This is a genomic window from Motilimonas sp. E26 (genome assembly GCF_021278025.1).
Classification (GTDB): Bacteria; Pseudomonadota; Gammaproteobacteria; order Enterobacterales; family CBDFNC01; genus Motilimonas.
The window spans coordinates 23067-46193 of record NZ_JAIBHJ010000009.1; the positions used below are offsets into that span (position 1 = coordinate 23067).

Below are 23127 nucleotides of genomic sequence, written 5' to 3' on the forward strand. Positions count from 1 at the left end.
TTTAGTAGCTTGTTTTATATGCGCTTAATAGTGTTTTTAGTGTGATATGGGGCACGCGGTGCCCCCTATTTTTGGTGAATTAGTAGACGCATTGCCGTTTTAGTGCTAATTTATTCAGCGTTAGAAAAATTCCAAACAGCTATTCTCATACGCAATAACCTGTTTATTAACCCCTTAATTCAAGTTTCTCACATTGAAAACCCCACAACTATGAATCTTACCGACTTAAAACATACCCCCGTACCTGAGTTAATTAAACTTGGTGAATCGATGGGGCTAGAAAACCTAGCTCGTTTACGTAAACAAGACATTATTTTCTCGATTCTCAAAGCGCATGCAAAAAGTGGCGAAGACATTTTTGGCGACGGTGTGTTAGAAATCTTGCAAGACGGTTTTGGCTTTTTGCGTAGTGCAGACAGCTCTTATCTTGCTGGCCCAGATGATATCTATGTTTCTCCAAGCCAAATTCGCCGTTTTAATCTGCGTACCGGTGATACGGTAGCAGGAAAAATCAGACCACCTAAAGAAGGTGAGCGTTACTTTGCTCTGTTAAAAATTAACGAAGTAAACTACGACAAGCCTGAAAATGCCCGTAACAAGGTATTATTTGAAAACTTAACGCCAATTCACCCCAATGCGCGTTTGCGTATGGAGCGTGGTAACGGCAGTACCGAAGACATTACCGCTCGTATTCTTGATTTGGCATCGCCTATCGGTAAAGGCCAGCGTGGCTTAGTGGTTGCACCGCCAAAAGCGGGTAAAACCATGTTGCTGCAAAATATTGCGCAGAGCATTGCTTTTAACCACCCTGACGCTGTGTTAATGGTGCTTTTAATTGACGAACGTCCTGAAGAAGTAACGGAAATGCAACGCCTAGTGCGCGGTGAAGTGGTTGCTTCTACCTTTGATGAGCCTGCTAGTCGTCACGTGCAAGTGGCTGAAATGGTTATTGAAAAGGCTAAACGTCTGGTTGAGCACAAAAAAGATGTGATCATCTTACTTGACTCAGTAACGCGTTTGGCTCGTGCATATAACACCGTTATTCCTAGCTCTGGCAAGGTATTAACTGGTGGTGTTGACGCCAATGCATTACATCGTCCCAAGCGTTTCTTTGGTGCGGCGCGTAATGTTGAAGAAGGCGGTAGCTTAACTATCATTGCAACAGCCTTGATCGACACGGGCTCTAAAATGGATGAAGTTATCTACGAAGAGTTTAAAGGTACTGGTAACCTAGAGTTACATCTGAACCGTAAGATTGCTGAAAAACGCGTTTATCCTGCCATTGATATTACTCGCAGTGGCACGCGTCGTGAAGAATTACTGACCACTGCTGATGAACTTCAGAAAATGTGGATATTACGTAAAATTGTTCATCCTATGGGTGACATTGATGCGATGGAATTCTTAATCGATAAGCTTTCGATGACTAAATCTAACGATGAATTCTTTGATGCGATGAAGCGTCAGAAATCGTAATCGTTAATAGGGAGGTTACCTTTGTGACCTCCCTTCTAAAATGGCTTTTTAACTGCGGCCAAAATTTGTAATTCGTTTATTTTAAGCGCACACTCAAATGGTAAATGCCAAAGTAGGATGTGTTTAATGGCCTTCGCCAAATGGATGCGGCTGACGGTCTGGTTGTTTAGCTTCCCCGTAATTGCTCAATCCAGCAACTTCACCGACAATAACGACGAGACCTTTGTCATTGATGAGCGTCACGTTGCTTTAATTGAACAAAGCTATCAACTGAAAGATCGCTTTAATTCTCTATTGCCTTTGTTACTGCAAGGTGATTTAGACACAGTAAATGCTAACTTAATTACCCTACCTCGCGCGCAATACGAATACCTACTCTTGCTTATCTGCCAACAAGCGATGGTGACAGACCATATCGACGAGAAAATTCGTAATTGGCTAGTCGAGCTGTCGCAATCTCGGCCGCACGTATTACTCGAAAAACGTAACGAAGATTTTATTGTTAGCGAGCCTGCGTTCGATTATCCCGCACTGGCTCGGGCTGCGCTGCGTGGCTGGCGAGTCAAAAACCAGCATTTAGAGTTTAAACGTCAGTTAAGTCAAGGCTTGCTGGACGTGAAGGCCATTTTTAACAGTAATAACCCCTACATTGAAGACCAACAAGAGTCGCTGGTGAAAGTGTTGCCAATGCAAAACCCAAAGCGACTACAATGGTTAGAGCGAGAGCTTGAGAGCAAACATGTATTTTTTCCTGACAATTTAGTGATAGCCAATATTGCGATGTTAAATGGCAGTGAGGCTTTTTATCGGCGTCTTTGGCAACGTCCTGTGGATCAACACAGTATGAAAGCCGCTTGGTGGGTTAAACATAATTATCCTTCGGAGCATGCATTTGAGTTGCTTTGGATTGCAGCGCAAAACGAAGAGTTAACAGAGCATGCTTGGCAATTAATGGCAGAGTTAAAGCCGATGCCTCCCCAGGCGGAATCGTATTTGATGGCGGCTTTATCCAGTGAAGACATGGGTGAAGTAGCGGCACAAGTGTTGGCGCAACTCACCGATCATAATATTTTGTCTCGTCTGGTGCAGTTAGTAACCGAGGGCGACCCCGCCAATACTGATACCCAAAATGCCTGGCTTAGTTTATTTCTCAATACTTCCCCTGAAGCAAAACGCCTTATTAAACAGCTGTTTGAACTAGATGAAATCCGCAAAAACTATGGCCCTGTACCACAGCGCTAGTCGCCAGCTTTTTCTTTTCAAGTAAAGCAGACTATTTACGCCGTTGAATCGTACTAGGCTGCTTATCTCAAAGCATGATGAATGTTTCTCCGTTCGCATCTTGAAGGCCTAGGTTGCTGCGTTAGCTTGCTTAGTACTGAAAACACGGCGGCGCTCTGAAACATGCATCTTCAAGTGGATTGAGTATAATACCCGTCTCTGACAAACAGGTTTGCCCCATATGAAATATAAAGACTTACGTGATTTTATTGCTTTATTAGAGCAACAAGGCCTATTGAAGCGGATCAGCCAGCCAATCGACCCTAATCTTGAGATGACTGAAATAGCGGATCGTACGTTAAAGGGAGGCGGCCCAGCATTATTGTTTGAGAACCCAATTGGTTACGATATGCCTGTATTGGCGAATTTATTTGGCACCACTGAGCGGGTTGCCTTGGGCATGGGGCAAAAAGATGTTACCGCATTGCGTGATGTCGGCACTTGGTTGTCTTATTTAAAAGAGCCAGAGCCACCAAAAGGGCTAAGAGAGCTATGGGAGAAAATCCCAATTTTTAAGCAAGTGCTTAACATGCCGGTGAAAAAGCTCTCTAAAGCACCTTGCCAACAAATCGTATTAACGGGCGACGATGTTGATTTAACCAAAATACCTGTGATGCGCTGTTGGCCTGGCGACGTGGCACCCTTGGTGACATGGGGTTTAACCATTACCCGAGGACCAAATAAAAAACGTCAAAACTTAGGTATCTACCGTCAGCAAGTATTAGGTAAGAACAAACTGATTATGCGTTGGTTGTCCCATCGTGGTGGGGCGCTGGATTTTCGTGAATTTCAGCAGCAAAACCCCGGTCAGCCTTACCCTGTGTCAGTGGCTTTAGGTGCCGATCCTGCCACCATCCTAGGTGCGGTTACACCAGTGCCTGATACCTTGAGTGAATATGCTTTTGCAGGCTTATTGCGCGGAGGCCGCACCGAAGTAGTTAAAAGTATTTCAAATGATCTAGAGGTTCCCGCCAGTGCTGAGATAGTGCTAGAGGGATACTTATACCCTGACGAAATGGCGCCAGAAGGGCCCTATGGCGATCATACGGGTTATTACAATGAAGTGGATGAGTTCCCGGTCTTTACCGTTACCCATATCACGATGCGAGAAAATCCGATTTATCACAGCACCTACACCGGTCGTCCGCCCGATGAGCCGGCAATTTTAGGGGTGGCATTGAATGAGGTGTTTGTTCCTATTATTCAAAAGCAATTTCCTGAAATTGTGGACTTTTATTTACCGCCTGAAGGTTGCTCATATCGCATGGCGATAGTGACAATTAAGAAGCAATATCCTGGTCATGCTAAGCGAGTGATGCTAGGCGTTTGGTCATTCTTACGTCAGTTTATGTACACTAAGTTTGTGATTGTTTGTGATGATGATGTCAACGCTCGTGATTGGAACGATGTGATTTGGGCAATTACCACGCGGATGGATCCGACGCGCGATACCACGCTTATTGATCATACGCCGATTGATTATCTTGATTTCGCCTCACCTGTGTCTGGCCTAGGTTCAAAAATGGGCTTAGATGCCACTAACAAATGGCCGGGTGAAACCAATCGAGAATGGGGTGAGCCCATCGTCATGGACCCGAAAGTCACAAAGCGCATTGACGACATCTGGCATGAGTTAGAAATCGACACGCCGTTAAAGCGTGATTAATTTTATGAGATTGTTAAATGTTTAAAGCCAGATTGCTGCCTGATGGGGTAGAATTTGATATCAACGAGCATGAAACCATCTTAGCGGCGGCCATTCGCCAGCAGATCCCGTTTCCCTATCGTTGTCGCACGGGCGGCTGTCAAAGTTGTTTGTGCCAACGCACTAAGGGCGAGGTGGAATACGGTGCCATGGAGCCTTGGCTAACAGATGCAGAGCAAGCCAAAGGCTGGACTTATGCCTGTTTGGCTAAGCCATTAACGGATTTAGAAATAAAGCTTTAAGCTTTAGGAAATGTTATGAAATCATATAGTTGTAAATTGGTAGAACTGTCACAGTTCACTGACTTTGTTTATAAGCTGGTATTAAAAACCACTGAGCCAGCTGAATTTATTGCAGGCCAATATTTGACAGTGGTGATGGGTGAAAAGGACAAACGCCCTTTTTCAATTGCTAACAGCCCAACAACTGGCTTAATTGAGTTGCACATCGGTGCCTCTGAGCATAACCCTTATGCGATGGAAGTGATTGAAAAAGTAAAACAAACAGGTGAGCTAACAGTAGAAATTGCGGCAGGTAAAGCTTACTACCGAGAAGAATCTACACGTCCAGCAATCTTAATTGCCGGTGGCACAGGCTTTTCTTACGCTAAATCAATTTTGGAATACAGCCTAACCACCGCCAATAAACAGCCGATGTTTATTTATTGGGGCGCGCAGCAGCCAGAGCACCTTTATTATCATCAAGAGCTAGCAGCATTAGCAGCGCAACATGAACATCTGACCTATATCCCTGTAGTAGAAAATGGCGCAGTTGCAGGTGGCAAAACCGGCCTAGTACATAAAGCCGTTCTTGAAGACTTTGTTAGTTTAGAAGGTTATGACGTTTATATTGCTGGCCGCTTTGAAATGTCAGGCGCAGCACGTGAAGACTTCCGCCAACAAGGTATTGAAGAGGCGCATCTGTACGGTGATGCGTTTGAATTTATTAAATAATATTTTCTCTTCTTAAACATCTAAAACCGAGCAGATCTAGCTAAGATTGCTCGGTTTTTTGTCACATTACTGTCACAAAAAGTGAAACTTAATGTAAACTGTTTTCCTTAGCATTAGCGCTATTTTATTATTATCACTATAAAAAGGAAAACCATGAACTTTAAGGGCACCACAACATTATTAGCTAGCAGCCTGGTTTTGGCATTTCAAGCAACGGCGGCAGCTCCCACTGAAGTTTCTCTTGACTCCGCGCCTAAGCCAGCACTAATAGCACGTCACGCTTCTGGTGTGTTTGATGCTAGCGCTGCTGAAATTGTTAGCTTTGACAAGCTCAGCCAACAAATTTTTGTGGTCAATGCACAAAGCGGTGCAATTGATGTATTTGATGCCAGCAAGTTATCGAGCCAAGCTAAAGTGGCTGATGAGCTGACCTTAAACAATCTACCTAAAGTGGCTACATTAGATGTTAAGCATGATGTGGCTAATAAATTGGCAGGCGCTGCAAACAGTGTGGCTGTTTCAGGCGACTTACTCGCAGTTGCGATTGAAGCAGGTGACGGTAAGGGCAATAAGCGTCAAGGTCGTGGTTATGCGGCGTTTTATAAAATTGGCAGCGATAAGAAAATCACTTTTATCAAAGCTGTTAGAGTGGGTTTTTTACCCGATATGATCACCTTTACCCCAGATGGCAAAGCCGCTTTAGTGGCTAATGAGGGAGAACCGTCTGGTGATTATAATGTCGATCCTGAAGGCTCTATATCGTTGATTAAAGTTAATAATGGTCAGCCAAGTGAAGCCCTTGAGCTGGCCTTTACTGACTTTAATCAAGGCGGTAAGCGTGCTGCTGAAGTACCAGCTGATTTAAATGTGTACGGTAAAAGCATGAAAGGTGTGGCATCGAGCTTGGCGCAAGATCTTGAGCCTGAATATATTTCGGTGACCAAAGACAGCAGCACGGCTTTTGTCTCACTGCAAGAAAACAATGGATTAGCGGTGGTTGATGTAGCCAACGGCAAAATCAAGCAACTGATTAGCTTAGGCTACAAAGATTATAGCCAAGCAGAAAATGCCCTAGACTTGAATGATCGCGATAATATTGAGTCAATCAAAGGTACGGTTCTTGCAAACGGTAAAGCCAAAATCAATATCCAGCCTTGGCCGCATGTGGTGGGGATGTATCAACCCGATTCCGTGGCCAGCTACACCGTTAATGGTCAGCACTTTGTGGTGACCGCTAACGAAGGTGATGCGCGTGAATATTTCTTTGATGCCACTAAAGAAGAATGTGAAGCCCAAGGCGGATTGGACTGGGATGAAGATGACGGTTGTTTATCATTCAATGAAGAAGTTCGCGTTGAAGACTTAGTTGGCAAAGCACAGTTTAGCCCTGAGCTAGCCAAAATGACAGGAGAAGAGCAGTTAGGTCGTTTAAAGATCACTAATACCTTAGGTAAAAATAGCCAAGGCCAATACGACACTTTCTACTCTTACGGCGCCCGTTCGTTTTCAATTTGGACTGCAGATGGTAAGCAAGTGTTCGACTCAGGCAGCGACTTTGAGCGTATTACTGCCGAGCGTGTGGGTGAAAACTTCAACGCCAGTAATGACCGCGCGCAAAATCATAAGAAAAATGACCGCTCAAGCGCCAAAGGACCTGAGCCTGAAGCACTGACGTTAGGTGAAATTAATGGCCGCACTTATGCCTTTATTGGGTTGGAGCGTGTTGGTGGCTTTATGATTTACGATATTACCACGCCAGCAGAAGCAAAATTTGTTAGCTATACCCTTAACCGTGACTTCACTAAGAATCCAACAAAAGAAGCGGCGGGCGATGTTGGGCCAGAAGGCATGGCGTTTGTTAGCAAAGGTGATAGCCCAACTGGCAAACCATTGCTAATTATAGGCAATGAAGTTAGTGGTTCGACCTCTGTTTACGAACTGAGATAAGCCTCTGAATTTGCGAGTAAGCTTAAAAAAGACGTCAAGCCACCTTAAAACAGGGTGGCTTTTTGTTATTAATTTGACTTTTTTGTCTCGCTCAAGGCGAGTTTATCCCCTATACCTTAAGTCACAACTGAATAAAGGAATGTACGCATTCATACTGCTCGGTTTGCTATTTAAAAGCTGATTGGAGTGATGTTGTTGCTTAAGGTTTCCGATGAAAAAAATAATCTTTAACGGCCAGACCTATCCGCTCGATCCTAGTCATTCTGTATTGGATAACCTGCTAGCTGCTGGGTTAAAGATCCCTCATTCTTGCAGAACGGGCATTTGCCAAAGCTGTATTCTCCAAAAAATATCTGGAGAAGTAGATAGTGAAGCTCGACAGGGTTTAAGAGAGGCGCTTGCAATGCAAGACTATTTTAAAACCTGTTGTGCATTTTGCGATACAGATATTGAAGTCACTTCTGGTAAGCGTGCAGATTTTCTCGGGCGAGCGGTGATAACGCAAAAACGTCTACTCAACAATAAGGTGTGTTTGTTAGAGATTGAGCCTGCCAATCCTATTTATTACCACGCAGGGCAGTTTTTGAATATTCGTCGTGATGACGGCGAAACACGCAGTTATTCCATTGCTAGCCTGCCTTCACGAGCAGGTGCATTGGAATTTCATATTGAACGAATGAAAAACGGTACCCTTAGTAATTGGCTATTTGATGAAGCTCAAGTGGGCGACTGTTTGGAAATTCAAGGGCCTTATGGTCGTTCTTTTTATCGCACTACCCCCAATAACATGAACATCTTACTGGTGGCCAATGATTGTGCTTTGGCTCCCGCTTTAGGTGTCATTAGAGATGCTCTTGATTCTGGCTTTAAGGGACAAGTGTACCTTTACCATGGCAGTCATAACCTTGATGGTCTGTATTTTCATGAGCAGTTAATGACCATGGATGAAGCGGTCGATAATTTTCATTATCGAGCCTGTATTGATGATCAGACTCGGGTTAGGGATGAGCTACCAGCAGGCTATTTTCAAGGTAATATGGCACAATTAGCTTTGTCGCGCTTTGCCCATTTACAGGCGTTTAAGGTATTTTTGTTTGGTGAGCCGACAATGGTTCGAGCAACCAAAGAAGCAGTGATAACAGCTGGCGCGTTGATTGAAAATGTATTTATTGATCCCTTTGATTATCGAGATTTGAGAAAAATTAAGCGGCCAACTAAGGCCGCATAATTTAGTTAAACCCTGTTGGGCTCATTGTTTAAGTGTTCCACTTAGTAGCGAATAATATCTTGCATTGGGTCATAGTCGCTGTTACTTAGACTGCGGCTATTTGGATTAATGGCCGAGCAGTAGCCAATTAATGGCAAGGTGGTCGGCGAGCCTAAGCGATTGAAAAAATCTTCTACTTCTATTAAGTCAGTGCCACTGGCATTGGCTAGTGCTTTTTTCACTACGGCCAGTGCGCGTGGGCGCACTTCACTTGCTGCAATACGATTGCGTTGACCCCAACCGATAATGTAATCATCACATTTAGGGTCGGTGATGTCAGGAACCTCTAAATACGCAACATCACGATCAACATTAAAGTGTTTTTTCATCATGCTTTCTTCAAATAGCATGGCAAAATCTTCTTCGGTTTTGTAGTAGGCGTATTGGTCATTAGCCCCTTCTCGCTCAAGTAATGAACCGACCTCTGCTGCGGTGTAGGTTAATATTCTTGCTTGTTGGTCTTTATCTTTAGATTCTTCCCCACCGTAGAGATTGAGAGAGATTGCCTGCATATCGGAATTGGTTAGTTTATAGGTGCTAACAAATACTTGGTCACTCATTTGGGGAGTGTCGCGGTCATGATAAATTTCTGACAACTTTTTATCGGAGGGGGTCAAAGTAACCATAAAAGAGTCATGATAAATATCACGGGCATGGGCTAACTCATGAAATAATAATCCCGCAAACTCAGGTAGCGCCGCACCTAAACTACGCTCCGTTTTATCACTTAATGAGCCTGGCGCAGAGATAGTTGTATTGTTAAAAACAAAACGCTCGGTGGCTAAAAATTGGAATTTTTTCGCATATGCTGCGCGATAATCATCCTCTTTCTTAATAGTGGCTTTTTCGGCATTGGTTAACCATAAATAGTCTGGATCAAGATAGATAGCGCCTGAGTAAGGAGTAAAATAAGATGGACGAACATCAGAGCTAATTACAATGGCGCGCACACTTTGGAACAGTGGCATGATGGTATTAGGCATATTGTTATCCGTTAACATATCGCGAAAACGGTTAATCATCCAATCATCAGACACGACTAGGCGATTCATTATGTCATCAATCGTCGGATTGGGGTTCTCGTTATAAATAAACGACAGCTCGTTAAGGGAGCATGAGTCCGCGCGGGTTTGTGCTTTAACACACTTTACTAACGTGCTGGCATGGGGGCTACTGGATATCGCTACTTTTAATTCGGCCGTTGGCTCGATGGGGGTAGTTGGATTGCCGCCATCAACAGGCTTACCTGATAAATTAATCGGATCTCCGCCACCGCATGCTGTGAGAGAAAGCGCTGCAAATAACAGCCCAAATTGATAAATTTTCATTGCCACGGATACCTGTGAATAATAAATAAAATTAACGTCATATTTTCAGGGTATTTGGCTCTCTGTCAACCAGTGGAAAGTGTTTTGATGAGGTAGAACAAGTTTCAGCAGTTTAGATAATAAAAAGCTCCGTCAGCGTGACGAAGCTTTGTGTAGCAATAACTATATCCAAACTACTTGGAGTTGCAGGTAGGCGGCAAGTGAGCAACTCCCATGAGCATAGATAAACTATGTGATTGAGGTGAACGAGCTTAGCCAACTCCGTTGCAGCTTCAAGTAGCAAGGGTATATACGGGCTAACAGCCTGGGCCACATTCCATACACATTTGCGTCATTTCTGGTCCCAAATGTAATTTCGAGTTGAGGTCACGTAATGCCGTTCTTACGCCTTCTTCTATTACTGGGTGGTAGAAAGGCATATCGAGCATTTGTGCCACGGTCATTTTATTTTGATGAGCCCAAGCCAGTAGGTGTGCTAAATGTTCGGCATTAGGTCCGGTCATTTCCGCTCCTAAAAAACGCCCTGTACCGTTTTCGCCGTACACTTTTAATAGGCCTTTGTTTATTAACATCACGCGGCTACGGCCTTGGTTTTCAAAGCTCACTTCACCTGTGGTAAAGCAGCCACAACTGCCAAGGCGCTTTTCAATCTCACGGTAGCTTTCACCGACCATAGCAATTTGTGGGTCACTAAACACGGCAGCAATTGGCGTGCGACGAAGGCCGGCGCGAATATCTGGAAAAACACCGGCATTGTGGCCAGCAATTTTGCCTTGATCGGCGGCTTCATGTAGCAATGGAATTTGATTGCTGGAATCGCCTGCGATAAAAATGTTCGGTATCGAGGTTTGCATGGTGTATTTATCAGCAAGCGGCACGCCTTTTTCATCTAGTTGAATGTCGAGCTGATCCAGGCCTATTTTATCTACATTAGGGCGACGGCCCGTGGCTGCAACTAGGTAATCCACTAAGGTTTCTTGCTCGACCCCTTGCTTATCTGTGTATTTAATATAAACCTTGTCGCCTTCACGCTGCACTGTTGAAACGTTAGCATCAGCATCTAAGTAGAACTCATCGGCAAAGGTTTTATAGGCGTAAGCCATCACATCGGGATCGGTTAATGGGCCCACTTGGCCACCAACACCAAACATGATCACTTTCACGCCTAAGCGATGTAATGCTTGGCCTAGCTCTAAGCCAATCACACCTGGACCAAACACGGCCACCGACTCAGGTAAATCGTCCCAATTGAATACGTCATCATTTACCACCAAACGATCGCCCAAATCATTCCAAGGGGCCGGCCAGCTAGGGCGAGAGCCTGTTGCGATAACAATGCGTTTTGCTTTAATTTGTAAGTCATCACCTACTTGTAAGGTGTTTTCGTCGACAAACTTAGCGTAACCTTGAATTTTATCTGACTCGGGAATGCTATCAACGGATTCCAGTACAAAGCCAACAAAGCGGTCGCGTTCATCGCGTACACGTTTCATTACTTCTTTACCGTTAATATTTGGCTTGCCTAAGTGAACACCAAAAGCGGCAGATTTTTCATATTGATGGGCATTTTCTGCTGCGGCAATCAATAGTTTACTTGGCATGCAGCCTACCCGCGCACAGGTTGTACCAAATGGACCGCCTTCAATAATGGCTACTGAATCTGTTGACTCTTTGGCTGAACGATAGGCTGCTAAACCTGCTGTGCCACCACCGATTATAGCTACATCTAACTGTTTAATTTTCATAACAACCTCATAAGTGGAATTTGTTTGCCTGAATTCACTGCCGATTAAATAAAATCAGGGAAAAAAGCTAGATTAGTAAAGGGCGGGTTTACCGCCCTAAGTGTTGCTGATTAAGCGAAGTAAGTCGCTAGCTCATCACTCCCACCTATGTGTTTACCCGCGATAAACACTTGTGGCACTGTGGTGCGGCCACTGATGGCTTTTAGGGTGATGCTGCTAGCATCTTTACCCAATACAATCTCTTCAAATACTAAGCCTTTTTCTTTTAATAGTGCCTTAGCCTTAGCACAGAAAGGACAACCTGGCTTAGTGATAACGCTGATGGCTTCTGGCGCTTTGGCATCGGCATTAATGTAGTTCAGCATAGTATCAGCGTCTGACACCTTGAACGGGTCGCCAGGCTCATTTGGCTCGATAAACATTTTGTCGATGATGCCGTCTTTAACCAGCATCGAGTAACGCCAGCTGCGCTTACCGAAGCCAAGGTCATCTTTATCAACAAGCATGCCCATGCCAGCGCTGAATTCACCGTTGCCGTCTGGAATAACACGGATGTTTTCAGCCTCTTGGTCGGCTAACCATGCGTTCATGACGAATGTGTCGTTAACGCTAATACATACGATTTCGTCAACGCCATTTTCTTTTAATACGCCCGCTAGCTCGTTGTAGCGTGGTAAATGCGTTGATGAACAAGTTGGCGTAAATGCACCTGGTAGTGCGAACACTGCCACTGTTTTGCCTTTGAAAATTTCGTCAGTAGTTACGTCAACCCAAGCATCGTTAGCACGAGTATGAAATGTAACTTGAGGTACTGATTGGCCTTCTTTATTGTCTAACATATTGTGTTCCTTGTATTTCGTAAAAGGTTTGTCGTTTTGATGAAGCTATTATGGATAATAGTTTGGTATTTGAGAAATGGTTTAGAACAATGGGTTTAATAGCTATTGGCTATTAACTTTAATTTTTCGATAGTTTTGTTTTATTGTTTGGCCAGTAGGACGCAATTACGATTGTGGCCCTTGGCTTGATAAAGGGCGTCATCGGCTTGTTGGTAAATAGTTTCTTGGTCAATATCTTGATCAAAATGAACAATATTTACTCCGACGGAGATAGTAATAATATCGTAAGGTTGGTTACGAACATGGGTAATTTGCAATGCTTCAACAGATTCCTTTAGGCGATAGGCAATGTCGGATATGTCGCTATCGAGAACGGCTCCAGAAACAATCACGGCAAACTCTTCGCCGCCAAGGCGAAAAACATAATCACAGGCACGGTGAAGATTGCTTTTTAGTGCTTTCGCCAAGTCGATCAATACTTGATCTCCTTTCGGGTGGCCATAAGTGTCATTAAAGGCTTTGAAATTATCAACATCGATGATCATAAATCCAAACAGCTTATTATCTCGCTTAGCTCTGGCTAACTCCTTTGGAAAAATCTCATTGAAATGACGGCGGTTAAATAAACCTGTGAGTTCATCAATGCGAGTGATGTTTTCAATGCGTTTTTTGTCAGTAATGTCTTGCTGGATAACACTGAAACCGATCACTTGATGACCTCGTTTGAGTGGTGAGAGAAAGGTTTGGGTAGTGAGCTTTTGATTATTCTTATAACGGTAGCTGAATTCACCTTGCCAATGTTGCTGCTGCTGTATGGCGTTAAAAAAGCTGTCTTCTGTTTCTTCTGAATTGATGTTGTCGTATAACAACCTGAAGTCACTGTTTAACAGTTTATATTTGGCGATACCTATGGTTTGGCAAAAGGCATCGCTGACATCAATAATATTTTGATTGGTATCAATTTTTAAATTGAGTACATGGTGGTCAATGATATCCAAGTAGTTGTTTATTTTTCTGTTTAAGGCGCTTAGCTTGCGGTTCCAGTAGATGAATAAGCTCAGTAAAGCGAATAATGAGAGTGCAATAGGCCACAGCTTGCGATAGTCGCCTTCATATAGGTATTTAATATTAATCCATCGATTAAATATTTCGTCGTGCTCAGTGGGTTTGATATCGCGAGTTGCGATATCAAATATCTCGCGCAGCAGTGGTTCATCATTACGGGTGGCGACGCCAATAGACCACTCTAAGCCTGTGGCTCCGTTGATCTTTACATTACTGATTTTACCTTGTTGAATTACATGGCTTACCGAGGCCACAGTATCCAAGAAAGCGAAAAGTTCGCCACTGGAGACCATCTCAATGCCTTTCTCCACATTACGGACCTCAACAATGTTAGCCCTAGGGTACTTTTCTTTTACTAACTCAATAAGCGAGTAACCAGCAACAACCCCAATTGGCTCCCCCTCTATCTGCCCTAGGTTACCAATAAAGTAGGGCAGCTCACGGGTTACCACCACTACTGGTAGCTTCATAAACGCTTCGCCAAAATCTAAGTATTTAACTCTACTTGGTGTTTTAGCGGCAGCTGAAATGATGTCACATTCTCGTTGTCTTGCTTTGGCTAATGTTTGCGTCCAGTTGCGCGAGGGTATCAACTTAAATTGCTTGCCAAGCTTTGCTTCATAAAGCTTGATAGTATCAGCCACGATACCTTGATGTTGTTGCTGTTGATCTATCCATTCAAAGGGAGCCCAGTCTGGGTCAACACACATGGTAATCCAAGGCTTATGGCTTAGATAAGCTTGCTGCTCTAAGGTAAATAGCTCGTTATTAAACTCAATATCTAAACCCGCTTTTAAGCTGTTCTCAATCAGCTGCGAGTTGTGTTGCGCATCATTGGTACTAAGCCACTGTTTACGTAGGGCTATGTGTTCCTCTGGTGCTATATTGATTAGCGCTTTGTTTATAATGCTCGTTAGTATAGGGTCTTTGTGGCCAATACCGACGCTGAAGTGGTTATTGAATGGAGTAAAGCCGTGCAAGCGTAAGTTTGCTAAACCTTGCGCTTGGATGTGATACAGGCTAACAAACAACGTGCCTAAAGTAGCATCTACTTCGCCAGTAGCGGCTGCTACCAATCCTGCGCTCACATCTTTATAGCGTTTTATGTTTATTTCGGGGTAACTTCTGGTGATTTCTGCCTCATCCGAGTAGCCTTCAACGAGTGCCAATGTTTTACCATTGAGCTGCTCTAAGGTGAAATAGGGGGCATCACTTTGGCTAATGATAGCAACGGGGGAGCTAAGAAATGGCTGGCTAAAATTAAGGTAGTGCTGGCGTTGTGGGGTATTAATAATACCTGAAATAAGGTCGCAATTGCCTGCTTGAGCTTCATCAAGTGTTGCTTGCCAGCTATCTGTTGGTTTAAGAAGGATATCCAGCTTTAAGCGTTTACTGATCAATTGAATATAGTCGGCAAAAAGTCCCTGATGTCGGCCTTGCTCATCAATTTTATCGTAGGGCATCCAGTCGGGATCTGCACATAACGAAAGAATACCTAATGTGCTTAAATAGTCTTGCTCTACTTGGGTTAAATTAAGGGCGTTTGCTTGGGATAGCTTATCGAATTCACCGAGCCATTTTTTTCTTAACGCGATCAGTTCACTTTCTTTTATCTCGGCCATCGCTTTATTGATGATGCTATGGAGTAACGGCCAATCTTTACGCACCCCTATGTGTAGGGTCTCGGCTTTACCTTCAGAAACATCAACGCTGCCCGCGACAACTAAGCTTGCCAGTAAATGCTTTTCGATTAGGTAGTTGACCGTGGCTAAATTATCAATGTATGCATCAGCTTTATTGGTAGCCACTGCGCGTAAAGCTTCCACCGGAGAGGCGACGTTAAGCAGCTTAATATTCGGGTAGTGTTTAGCAATAAATTTAGTGGAGTAATAGCCCGAAATAACCGCTAAGGTTCTATCTTGTAGTGCGGCTAAATGAGATAGATGAGCGTTATTTGGGGAGGTAACAATGACGGAATGAAGCTCAAAATAAGGCTTGCTGAACAATAAAAAATCTTGCCGCTCAGGTAAATCGGCCACCACATGCATTAAATCGATTTCTTTCGCTTTGGCTTGTTCCAGTAATTGAAACCAGCTATAACCATTAACGTAGTCGAACTTAGCTCCAATTTTATCGGCGATGATATCTAGATAATCAATGGAATAGCCTGCCGGGGTTTGATTATCCACAAAATCTAAAGGGGGCCAGTCGGTTTCGTTCGACACTCGGATCACTGGGTGTTCGGTCAGAAATGCTTCTTCTTCAGGTGTCAGTTTTAAATCATTAGCATAGCTAGCCGAGCTGCTAATAAAGCAACAAACTAGCAAGGTGAATTGAGTGAACCTGACTAAGTAAAACAATAAATAAGCACCTAAAAGGTAAAGTAAAAATAAACCGCGCTGATTATTCAATATACACACAATAATTGATATAGACAAAGTTCACACTTTATTGTGACAAGTAGATTAAGTAAGGTGTGCTGGCGAGTTGCGTTTGATTAGTTAAGGTAGGGGAATGTTAAAAATAGCGATAAATGGTTTTGGCCGTATTGGACGTAGTGTATTAAGGGCGTTATATGAAAATAATTATACCCAGCAAGTTCAAATCGTCGCGATAAATGAATTGGCTACACCAGCAGCGATGGCTCATTTGCTGCAATATGACTCCAGCCATGGCCGTTTTGAGCAGTCAGTCGACTTTGATCAACAACATCTTTATGTTGCAGAACATTCGATAGCTATCTTTCATCAAGCCGATATTCAGCTACTACCATGGCACGATTTAGACGTTGATATTGTGCTCGATTGTACTGGTAAATTTGGCAGCCGCGCCGATGGTTTAGCGCACATTCATGCGGGGGCAGGCAAGGTGTTATTTTCACATCCTGGGGCGGCAGACTTAGATCACACCATTATTTATGGCGTGAATCATCAAAGCTTAACCCAAGCCGACCGCATCGTGTCTAATGGCTCGTGTACCACAAACTGTATTGTGCCAGTGATCAATTTACTGCATCAAGCCTTTGGCATTGAGTCAGGCACTATCACTACTATTCATTCGGCAATGAACGACCAGCAAGTAATTGATGCTTACCACTCTGATTTGCGTCTCGCACGTGCTGCCAGTAGTTCAATTATTCCTGTTAATACCAAGCTAGCTAGGGGAATTGAGCGTATTCTGCCTGAGTTTGCCGATAAATTTGAAGCGATTGCAGTGCGGGTGCCTACTATAAATGTCACCGCGATGGATCTGAGTGTTAGCTTAAAAACACAAGTAGACGTTAACGCGGTAAATCAGCTGTTGCAGCAGCAAACCAGCTCGTTTTATAAAGGTATTGTTGATTATAGCGAAGCTGAGCTGGTCTCCGTTGACTTTAATCATGACTCTCACAGTGCCATTATTGATGGCACTCAAACTCGCGTAAGTAACGGTAATTTATTGAAAACATTGGTTTGGTGTGACAATGAATGGGGCTTTGCAAATCGTATGCTAGACACCGCGCTGGCGATGCACTTTTCGCCATTGAGTGTAAATGAAACCATAGTTTGACATAAATAAACCATGCAGTGACATAAATAAATTAGCCCTTAAACGCCATCGATTAAGGCACTATATTTATTGAATATAAAAAGTGCCCGTCTTGTTAGTCTATTCAAAACTCGATAGTGGTTGGTGCAGGTTGCTCTTGTGGTAATAAGAAACAATCGCGAGTGGAATATTCAGAACAGCTTCATCCTTAAAATCTTGAGGATAGCTTTTATGTGATTTTTTTCAGGCTCATATCATTTCCTTAATCTATTGACGATATTGTCTTAAAATTAAGTGTCCGATGGGATTAGACCAGAACAACATCACCCAGTATCAGGAGTTGACGGCCTGTGCAATTGCATAATGAAAATATAAATTCTATGTGTTTATATCCATAATATATATTGATATTTAACTTTTTTCATCTATCACGATCCTTATAATAACGCGCTCCCTAAAATCAAGAGCCGATACCAATGGATGGAAGAAAACTCTACGACTTTTTCTCTTTAACGGCCCCGGAAAGAGATAAAGCCTTTGAGCAAGTCATTAAGGAAAATTTTAGTTTTAATGCGTCACTTAACTTCAATCAACTGTCACGGGATGTGGCACAAACAGTAGGTGTTAACCTTAAAAGCACCCGCAAACTAAGAGGTTTTAAGACCTCAAGTGCGCTGGCAAAACGACTCAATATACTGCCCAGTAAACTCAACGCGTGGGAGATTGGTAAAGCCAAAGTGCCTGCCCATGAGATAGCACGCTGGAATGTCATTTTTGCTGTGCATCCCTATCTGCTATTTAAGAACACGGCCTATCAGCCACTTATAAAGCTGGATGTGATATCCGATGAAAAATCTCTCAAGCTGCAAAATGGATTGAGCAAACTCGGCTTTTCCAGTTTTGAAAAGCTGGCTAAGTATGCACAAAAGCATGCAGAATCCTCTAACCAGTTGCCTATGTGTCACCTCGCGTTAGTAGAGAAACGACTGGATAACTATAGTGAACTGGATATTGAAGCTGAGATCCTAGAAAGATTCTATGCTGCATACGGCGCAAACCTGAAGCGGCTAAGAGGATGTATTGGGCTAAGTCAGAAGCGCTTAGCAGACACTCTTTTCATTGGTGAAGAAAGGTACAGGCGGATTGAAAAAGCACAAAACACACCTAAATTTGAGCATGAACTGGTGCTTCGTACTCAGCTAATTTCTAATATCGTCCCCGTTATCTTAATGCATGACACCTTGTACGGTGAGTACTGTGTCCGTTTTTTAAGCCGCTATGCCTATATAAAAAGGCTGGCTCCTAGTGATATGGTGCTAAACGATTTACTAATTATGATCGATGATTTTTTATCGTGATAGGTTTTAGTGGTGTAAAAAATAGTCAATATTTACAAACATCATTAAGGTAAAATTCGAGCTTTATATGTATAAAGGTATAAGGCTCGAATTTTACTATTTAATAGTCTCTATGGAACTTAGCCATTTTGCTTATCTTCAGCTTCCTTATTCTGCTTTTCCGGACTACAACCGATAGAAGCGTCCCATTTATCCTTTCCATCAGCGCCAGGATCATTACGGTTGTTGTTTTCCACATGTCTGTCAGCTTCTTTTTTATCAGCTACGCAATATCCACTACTATTAGTGTCATCTTTTCTGTGTACCCACCAGCCACCACCATTAACCACTTCTAGTTGCGTTTCGTTTAAAACTTTCATTGTATCTCCAAATTTAACTATATTAGCCCCATCACTTTTTAAATACCGCCTGGAGCATTAAGCGATATCAATAACTACTCAATTAGGTGTTTGTTTCAGCAGACTTCTTACATAAAGCAATAAAATCAATTTTTCGGTCTGCAGAAGCAATCGTCTCCGGCCTGTGGGCTACTATCACTCGGGTAATATTCAACCCTTTTATGTTAGTGTTCACTTTCTCTTCATTATTTATATCAAGATGACTGGTCGCCTCATCCATGAACAATATTCTTGGTTTACGATAGAGGGCTCTTGCCAGAATAATCCGTTGTTTCTGACCGCCACTTAAACTTGATCCCATATCACCCACCAGAGTGTTATATTGCATGGGCAGATTCATAATTTCGTCATGCACTGCTGCCAGAAAAGCACTTTCCTGTACTCGTGCTATGTCAGTCTCAGCATCGAAGCAGGCTATATTTTCAGCTATGCTGCCAGCAAATAATTGGTCTTCCTGCATAACGGCCGCAATTTGTTGCCGATATCCAGGTAGCTGATGTAAGGGGGTACCATCTATTAATATTTCCCCTGCACTGGGAGTAAACAACCCCATCAGACACTTAATAAGAGTGCTTTTTCCACACCCAGATGAACCTGTAATTGCGACAGTCTCACCCGATTTAATATCAAGGCTGACATTGCTAAACACGGGCTGATCCATTTCACCATACGAAAAGCTCAGATTTTTTACCGAAATATCACCTTTAATTTCTGACTTATCCTGCATAAGGAGCTGATTACCCCTCTCTTTTTCAGAGTAAGCAATGTCAGCGAGACGCTCTAGGTGTAGGCCTAGCATTTTGAAGTTAATAAATTGATTTATAATGCCATCCATGCGGTCAACAAACTGGTTTTTATAGGTTAAAAAGGCGTATAACATGCCCAGTGACATCGTATTTTCCATCACAGCCATCGCGGCGAGATAAATCACCAAAAAATTTTCCAAACCAAATAACACGGAGTTAATATTTCCATAAGTGATATTCCATTTGGCAATACGTATATCGGCATTCATCGAATCTGCCAGACGGTTCTGCCAGAGATTTTGCCTGTCCCCCTCTTTTTGAAATAGCTTAATGGTTTGTATACCGCGTATTGACTCCATAAAAACCGAGTCATGCTTTGCACCAGCATTGATAGACTCTTCAGTCAGGTTTCTTAGGGGACGATAAAGCAATGCCCGTATTGCGCCATAAATCGCCACTACCAGTAATACAACTAGCGCTAGCTTTGGGCTGTAGACAAACATGGCTGTCAGGGTAATAACGGCCATCAGACCGTCGATAAAGGCAGAAACAAGCCCACTGGTAAGCATGCTTCTGATAGCCTGCAACGAACCAAAACGGGAAACAACATCGCCAATATGTCGCTTTTCGAAATAATCCAGCGGTAGAAAAATAAGATGGCGAAAAAGGTTAGCTGCCATTTGAATATTCAACTGACTAGAAAGGCGCAATATTACAATCTGACGTATCCAGCTGGTTGATATCCTAATTAACATCATCAGCACAAAACCTAATGTAAGCACCAGCAGGAGATTACTATCACTTCTCAGGATCACATCATCGACTACCGTTTGCATATAAAAAGGTGCGATTATGATAAAACCCTGAAGGAAAATAGACAGACATAGCACCTGTACCAAATTTCGTTTTATGCCTGTTATACTGCTCCAAAACTGAGAGATGGTGAGTTTCTTCTTTTCCTTTATCTGTTTAAATTCTGAAGTTGGCGAAAGCTCCATAGCAATCCCGGTAAAATGTTTACCCACATCTGCCAATGCTATTTTTCGTTTTCCTGCTGCCGGATCATGAACCGTTATACTGCTTCTCCCTACCTTCGCTAGTACAATAAAATGGTTCATATCCCAATGCAGAACACAGGGTAACTGAAGCTCCTTTAGCTCACTTAACTCTAGGGTTAATGCCCGACAAGATAATCCTATAGTTCTTGCCATTTCCATAAGTTGTTTAAGATTTAAACCATGAGTTGAAACACTGAACTGACGGCGCATAGATATAAGATCTTTATCGTAACCATAATAGGCCGCTATCATTGTCAGAGATGCCAATCCGCATTCTGCAGCTTCAGTCTGGCGCACAACTGAAAGTCGTGAGTGACCAGATAGCTTCAGCTTATCAAGTGCAGATTTAGCAAACATTTAATAAAACTCCCTATTTAAGACCGGAAAGATAATTAACCAAACGAATAATGTATAAAACCCTCAATTTTTGTATTTTTTAAGAAGATACTAATAAGGAAAAAGTTTTTATACCTAAGTATCGTTAAATAAAAAGTATATTTGATTAAATGTTAAATAATTATCAAAATAAAGCTCAGTAAAAATCTATTAATTAGAATAAAAAACCAAATAGGTGAAAATTTATTATCAAGGAAAAAAGCATTAGAATCCTACCTAATAAAAACCTATGAAAAGCATAGATTTAACAAAACCAACTTAGTGGTAACACTGAATGCACTATGGGAATAACTATGTTCAGAGAAAAAGCAGTTCAGCACGCCTCCCATCGCTTGCATGGTGATGTGGTCGTGTTACCCACAATTTCTTCATTACTTCTTACTTTCGTTATTTTGCTCTTTCTAATTGCTATCGTTTTGTTTCTGGCGAATGGCACCTACCCAAGGAAAGTGACTGCTTTTGGTGTTATTGAGCCTGATGAGGGCTTAAGTAAGGTTTATGCTGAGCGCACAGGCACTGTTCGAGAAGTGAAGGTCAGGATTGGTGACTTTATCGATGAAAACAGCCCACTAATATTAATAAACGGCGATCAGTATTTAGGTGACGGGAGAGCATTGACAGAAAGCCTGCTCACATCACTCAGAGAAGAACGAAAGAGCGTTATTGCCTCCATAGAAAGGGCCAGAGTTCGACACCCAATAGAAATATCCAATATAGACAATGACATTTTGTCTATTCAGTCTGAACTGATGTTTATTGAGGAGCAAATCGCCGCACTTGATCAAAGATACAAGATTACTCACAAGCTTTACCAAAGTGCAGCCAGCCTCGAGAAAAAGGGCCACATATCTACTGAAGCCCTCTCTCTGCAACAGGAAAAAGTTTCGATGATCCGAAGCGATTTAGCGGCACTAAAACGCTCTAAATCGGTCAGAGAGTTTGAGCTTACAGAGCTGAAGGGGAAGCGTCAGCTGATGCCCGGCACACAGGAAGATAAAATAGCAGCCCTGCTGCAACAGCAACGAGATATTGACGAAGAAATTTTAAAACAGGAAGCTATACAGAGTTATACACTCAAAGCCCCGATTGCTGGGATTGTCACGGGGTTACAGGTAAAACCCGGTCAAAAACCCCCATTAAATAGCCCTTTGGTAACGATTATTCCTTCTGACACTACCTACTCTGCACAAATTTTTGTTCCTGTAAGAAATGCCGGTTTTTTGAAAAAAGGGAAGGACGTCTCAATTCGATATGATGCTTATCCGTTTCAGAAATTTGGTATTTACGACGGCAAAATTGAGAGTATTGAGCGAACCGTAATCATGCCAGAAGAAGCTAGAAAGCACTCAGTACTATTAAATGAACCTGTCTATAGGGTTCAAGTAAAGCTGGCCCAACAATGGGTTGACACCTTTGGCGAACAAACCATGCTAATGCCAGGAATGACGCTCGAAACGGATATCAAGCTGGAAGAGCGTAGCTTGTTGGAGTGGCTGCTTGAGCCTATTTTTAGCTTGAAAGGGAGACTTTAGGTTCGGGTGACAAAACACAACAGTGTGTGGCTCTCACAAAGGGCACAATAACGACCCGAACAGTAACTCAGGTAGCAAATGTAAAGTCCGTCAAGGAATGAATTGTCAGTCGCGAAAACCCATCTAGGCAATAGGTTCATATTATCCCTGGTTACACGCGTCTGACAAACTGGTACTACTGTACTTTTCTCTCGCCCGCCACGCTATTTGCCCTAGTTTCAACGATGAACATATTGTTGTTGGTATACTTGAGTTCCAACCTAGCCTGCTGGTGATGCAATTGCTTAGTCTGCATTGGGGAGAAGTTAAAACGGTTCATATCCGCTTGGTGCTCACCCGCAAACTCCAGTGGCTGTGAAGAAAATGAAGAATGGCTAACCACCTTGTGACCTGCAGCATTATCGAGAGCAATGGTTACCTGTGCCGATAGTGGCTCCCTTTGGCCCAGAATACCGATACTATTCAGTGTGCGGTATAACTGTAATAAAATTACAGTCTCATTATT

At 42.9% G+C, this 23127-nt stretch carries 16 protein-coding genes; 10 read left to right on the forward strand and 6 right to left on the reverse strand.

Annotated elements, in window-relative coordinates; all coding sequences use genetic code 11:
- The first annotated feature begins 210 nt into the window (after positions 1–210).
- From rho to K1M91_RS09790, 7 genes are all read left to right on the forward strand, one after another.
- Complete coding sequence (rho, locus tag K1M91_RS09760; RefSeq protein ID WP_232801566.1) at positions 211–1476, forward strand: transcription termination factor Rho; 1266 nt, start codon at positions 211–213, stop codon at positions 1474–1476.
- A 126-nt stretch (positions 1477–1602) separates the two neighbouring features.
- Positions 1603–2718, forward strand: a complete 1116-nt coding sequence (locus tag K1M91_RS09765; protein WP_232801567.1) for a hypothetical protein — start codon at positions 1603–1605, stop codon at positions 2716–2718.
- 220 nt (positions 2719–2938) lie between these two features.
- Complete coding sequence (gene ubiD / locus K1M91_RS09770) at positions 2939–4423, forward strand: 4-hydroxy-3-polyprenylbenzoate decarboxylase (protein ID WP_232801568.1); 1485 nt, start codon at positions 2939–2941, stop codon at positions 4421–4423.
- Positions 4424–4440: 17 nt separating this feature from the next.
- Positions 4441–4704 carry a 2Fe-2S iron-sulfur cluster-binding protein gene (locus K1M91_RS09775; protein ID WP_232801569.1) on the forward strand — a complete coding sequence of 88 codons (264 nt, stop codon included), beginning with the start codon at positions 4441–4443 and terminating at the stop codon, positions 4702–4704.
- A gap of 15 nt (positions 4705–4719) precedes the next feature.
- The gene (fre, locus tag K1M91_RS09780; protein ID WP_232801570.1) at positions 4720–5415 is read left to right on the forward strand and encodes an NAD(P)H-flavin reductase; all 696 of its coding nucleotides are present in this window, start codon (positions 4720–4722) and stop codon (positions 5413–5415) included.
- A gap of 153 nt (positions 5416–5568) precedes the next feature.
- The gene (locus K1M91_RS09785) at positions 5569–7362 is read left to right on the forward strand and encodes a choice-of-anchor I family protein (RefSeq protein WP_232801571.1); all 1794 of its coding nucleotides are present in this window, start codon (positions 5569–5571) and stop codon (positions 7360–7362) included.
- A 211-nt stretch (positions 7363–7573) separates the two neighbouring features.
- On the forward strand, positions 7574–8590 hold the full coding sequence (locus tag K1M91_RS09790; RefSeq protein WP_232801572.1) for a 2Fe-2S iron-sulfur cluster binding domain-containing protein: 1017 nt from the start codon (positions 7574–7576) through the stop codon (positions 8588–8590).
- A 41-nt stretch (positions 8591–8631) separates the two neighbouring features.
- On the opposite strand, the gene K1M91_RS09795 is transcribed toward K1M91_RS09790, so the two are convergent.
- The 4 genes from K1M91_RS09795 to K1M91_RS09810 all read right to left on the reverse strand — a co-directional run bounded on the left by K1M91_RS09795 (position 8632) and on the right by K1M91_RS09810 (position 16044).
- Positions 8632–9957, reverse strand: coding sequence for a hypothetical protein (locus K1M91_RS09795; RefSeq protein ID WP_232801573.1), 1326 nt, complete (start codon positions 9955–9957; stop codon positions 8632–8634).
- A gap of 296 nt (positions 9958–10253) precedes the next feature.
- Complete coding sequence (locus K1M91_RS09800) at positions 10254–11702, reverse strand: dihydrolipoyl dehydrogenase (protein WP_232801574.1); 1449 nt, start codon at positions 11700–11702, stop codon at positions 10254–10256.
- A 110-nt stretch (positions 11703–11812) separates the two neighbouring features.
- Positions 11813–12541, reverse strand: coding sequence for a glutathione peroxidase (locus tag K1M91_RS09805; protein ID WP_232801575.1), 729 nt, complete (start codon positions 12539–12541; stop codon positions 11813–11815).
- A 140-nt stretch (positions 12542–12681) separates the two neighbouring features.
- Positions 12682–16044 (reverse strand): transporter substrate-binding domain-containing protein, encoded by a 3363-nt coding sequence (locus tag K1M91_RS09810; RefSeq protein ID WP_232801576.1) that lies wholly within the window; start codon positions 16042–16044, stop codon positions 12682–12684.
- Positions 16045–16120: 76 nt separating this feature from the next.
- Here K1M91_RS09810 and epd point away from each other — a divergent pair, with 76 nt between their 5' ends.
- Positions 16121–17155: an erythrose-4-phosphate dehydrogenase gene (epd, locus tag K1M91_RS09815; protein ID WP_232801577.1), complete on the forward strand. Its 1035-nt coding sequence runs from the start codon at positions 16121–16123 to the stop codon at positions 17153–17155.
- Between the two features lie 455 nt (positions 17156–17610).
- A complete protein-coding gene (locus K1M91_RS09820) occupies positions 17611–18492 on the forward strand; it encodes a helix-turn-helix domain-containing protein (protein ID WP_232801578.1) in 882 nt (293 codons plus the stop codon).
- Positions 18493–18611: 119 nt separating this feature from the next.
- Here the strand turns inward: K1M91_RS09820 and K1M91_RS09825 are convergent, their stop codons facing one another.
- On the reverse strand, positions 18612–18851 hold the full coding sequence (locus tag K1M91_RS09825; protein WP_232801579.1) for a hypothetical protein: 240 nt from the start codon (positions 18849–18851) through the stop codon (positions 18612–18614).
- Between the two features lie 82 nt (positions 18852–18933).
- Positions 18934–21051, reverse strand: a complete 2118-nt coding sequence (locus K1M91_RS09830) for a peptidase domain-containing ABC transporter (protein ID WP_232801580.1) — start codon at positions 21049–21051, stop codon at positions 18934–18936.
- A gap of 332 nt (positions 21052–21383) precedes the next feature.
- Between K1M91_RS09830 and K1M91_RS09835 the strand changes: the two genes are divergently transcribed.
- Positions 21384–22622 carry an HlyD family efflux transporter periplasmic adaptor subunit gene (locus K1M91_RS09835; RefSeq protein WP_232801581.1) on the forward strand — a complete coding sequence of 413 codons (1239 nt, stop codon included), beginning with the start codon at positions 21384–21386 and terminating at the stop codon, positions 22620–22622.
- Positions 22623–23127 lie beyond the last annotated feature (505 nt).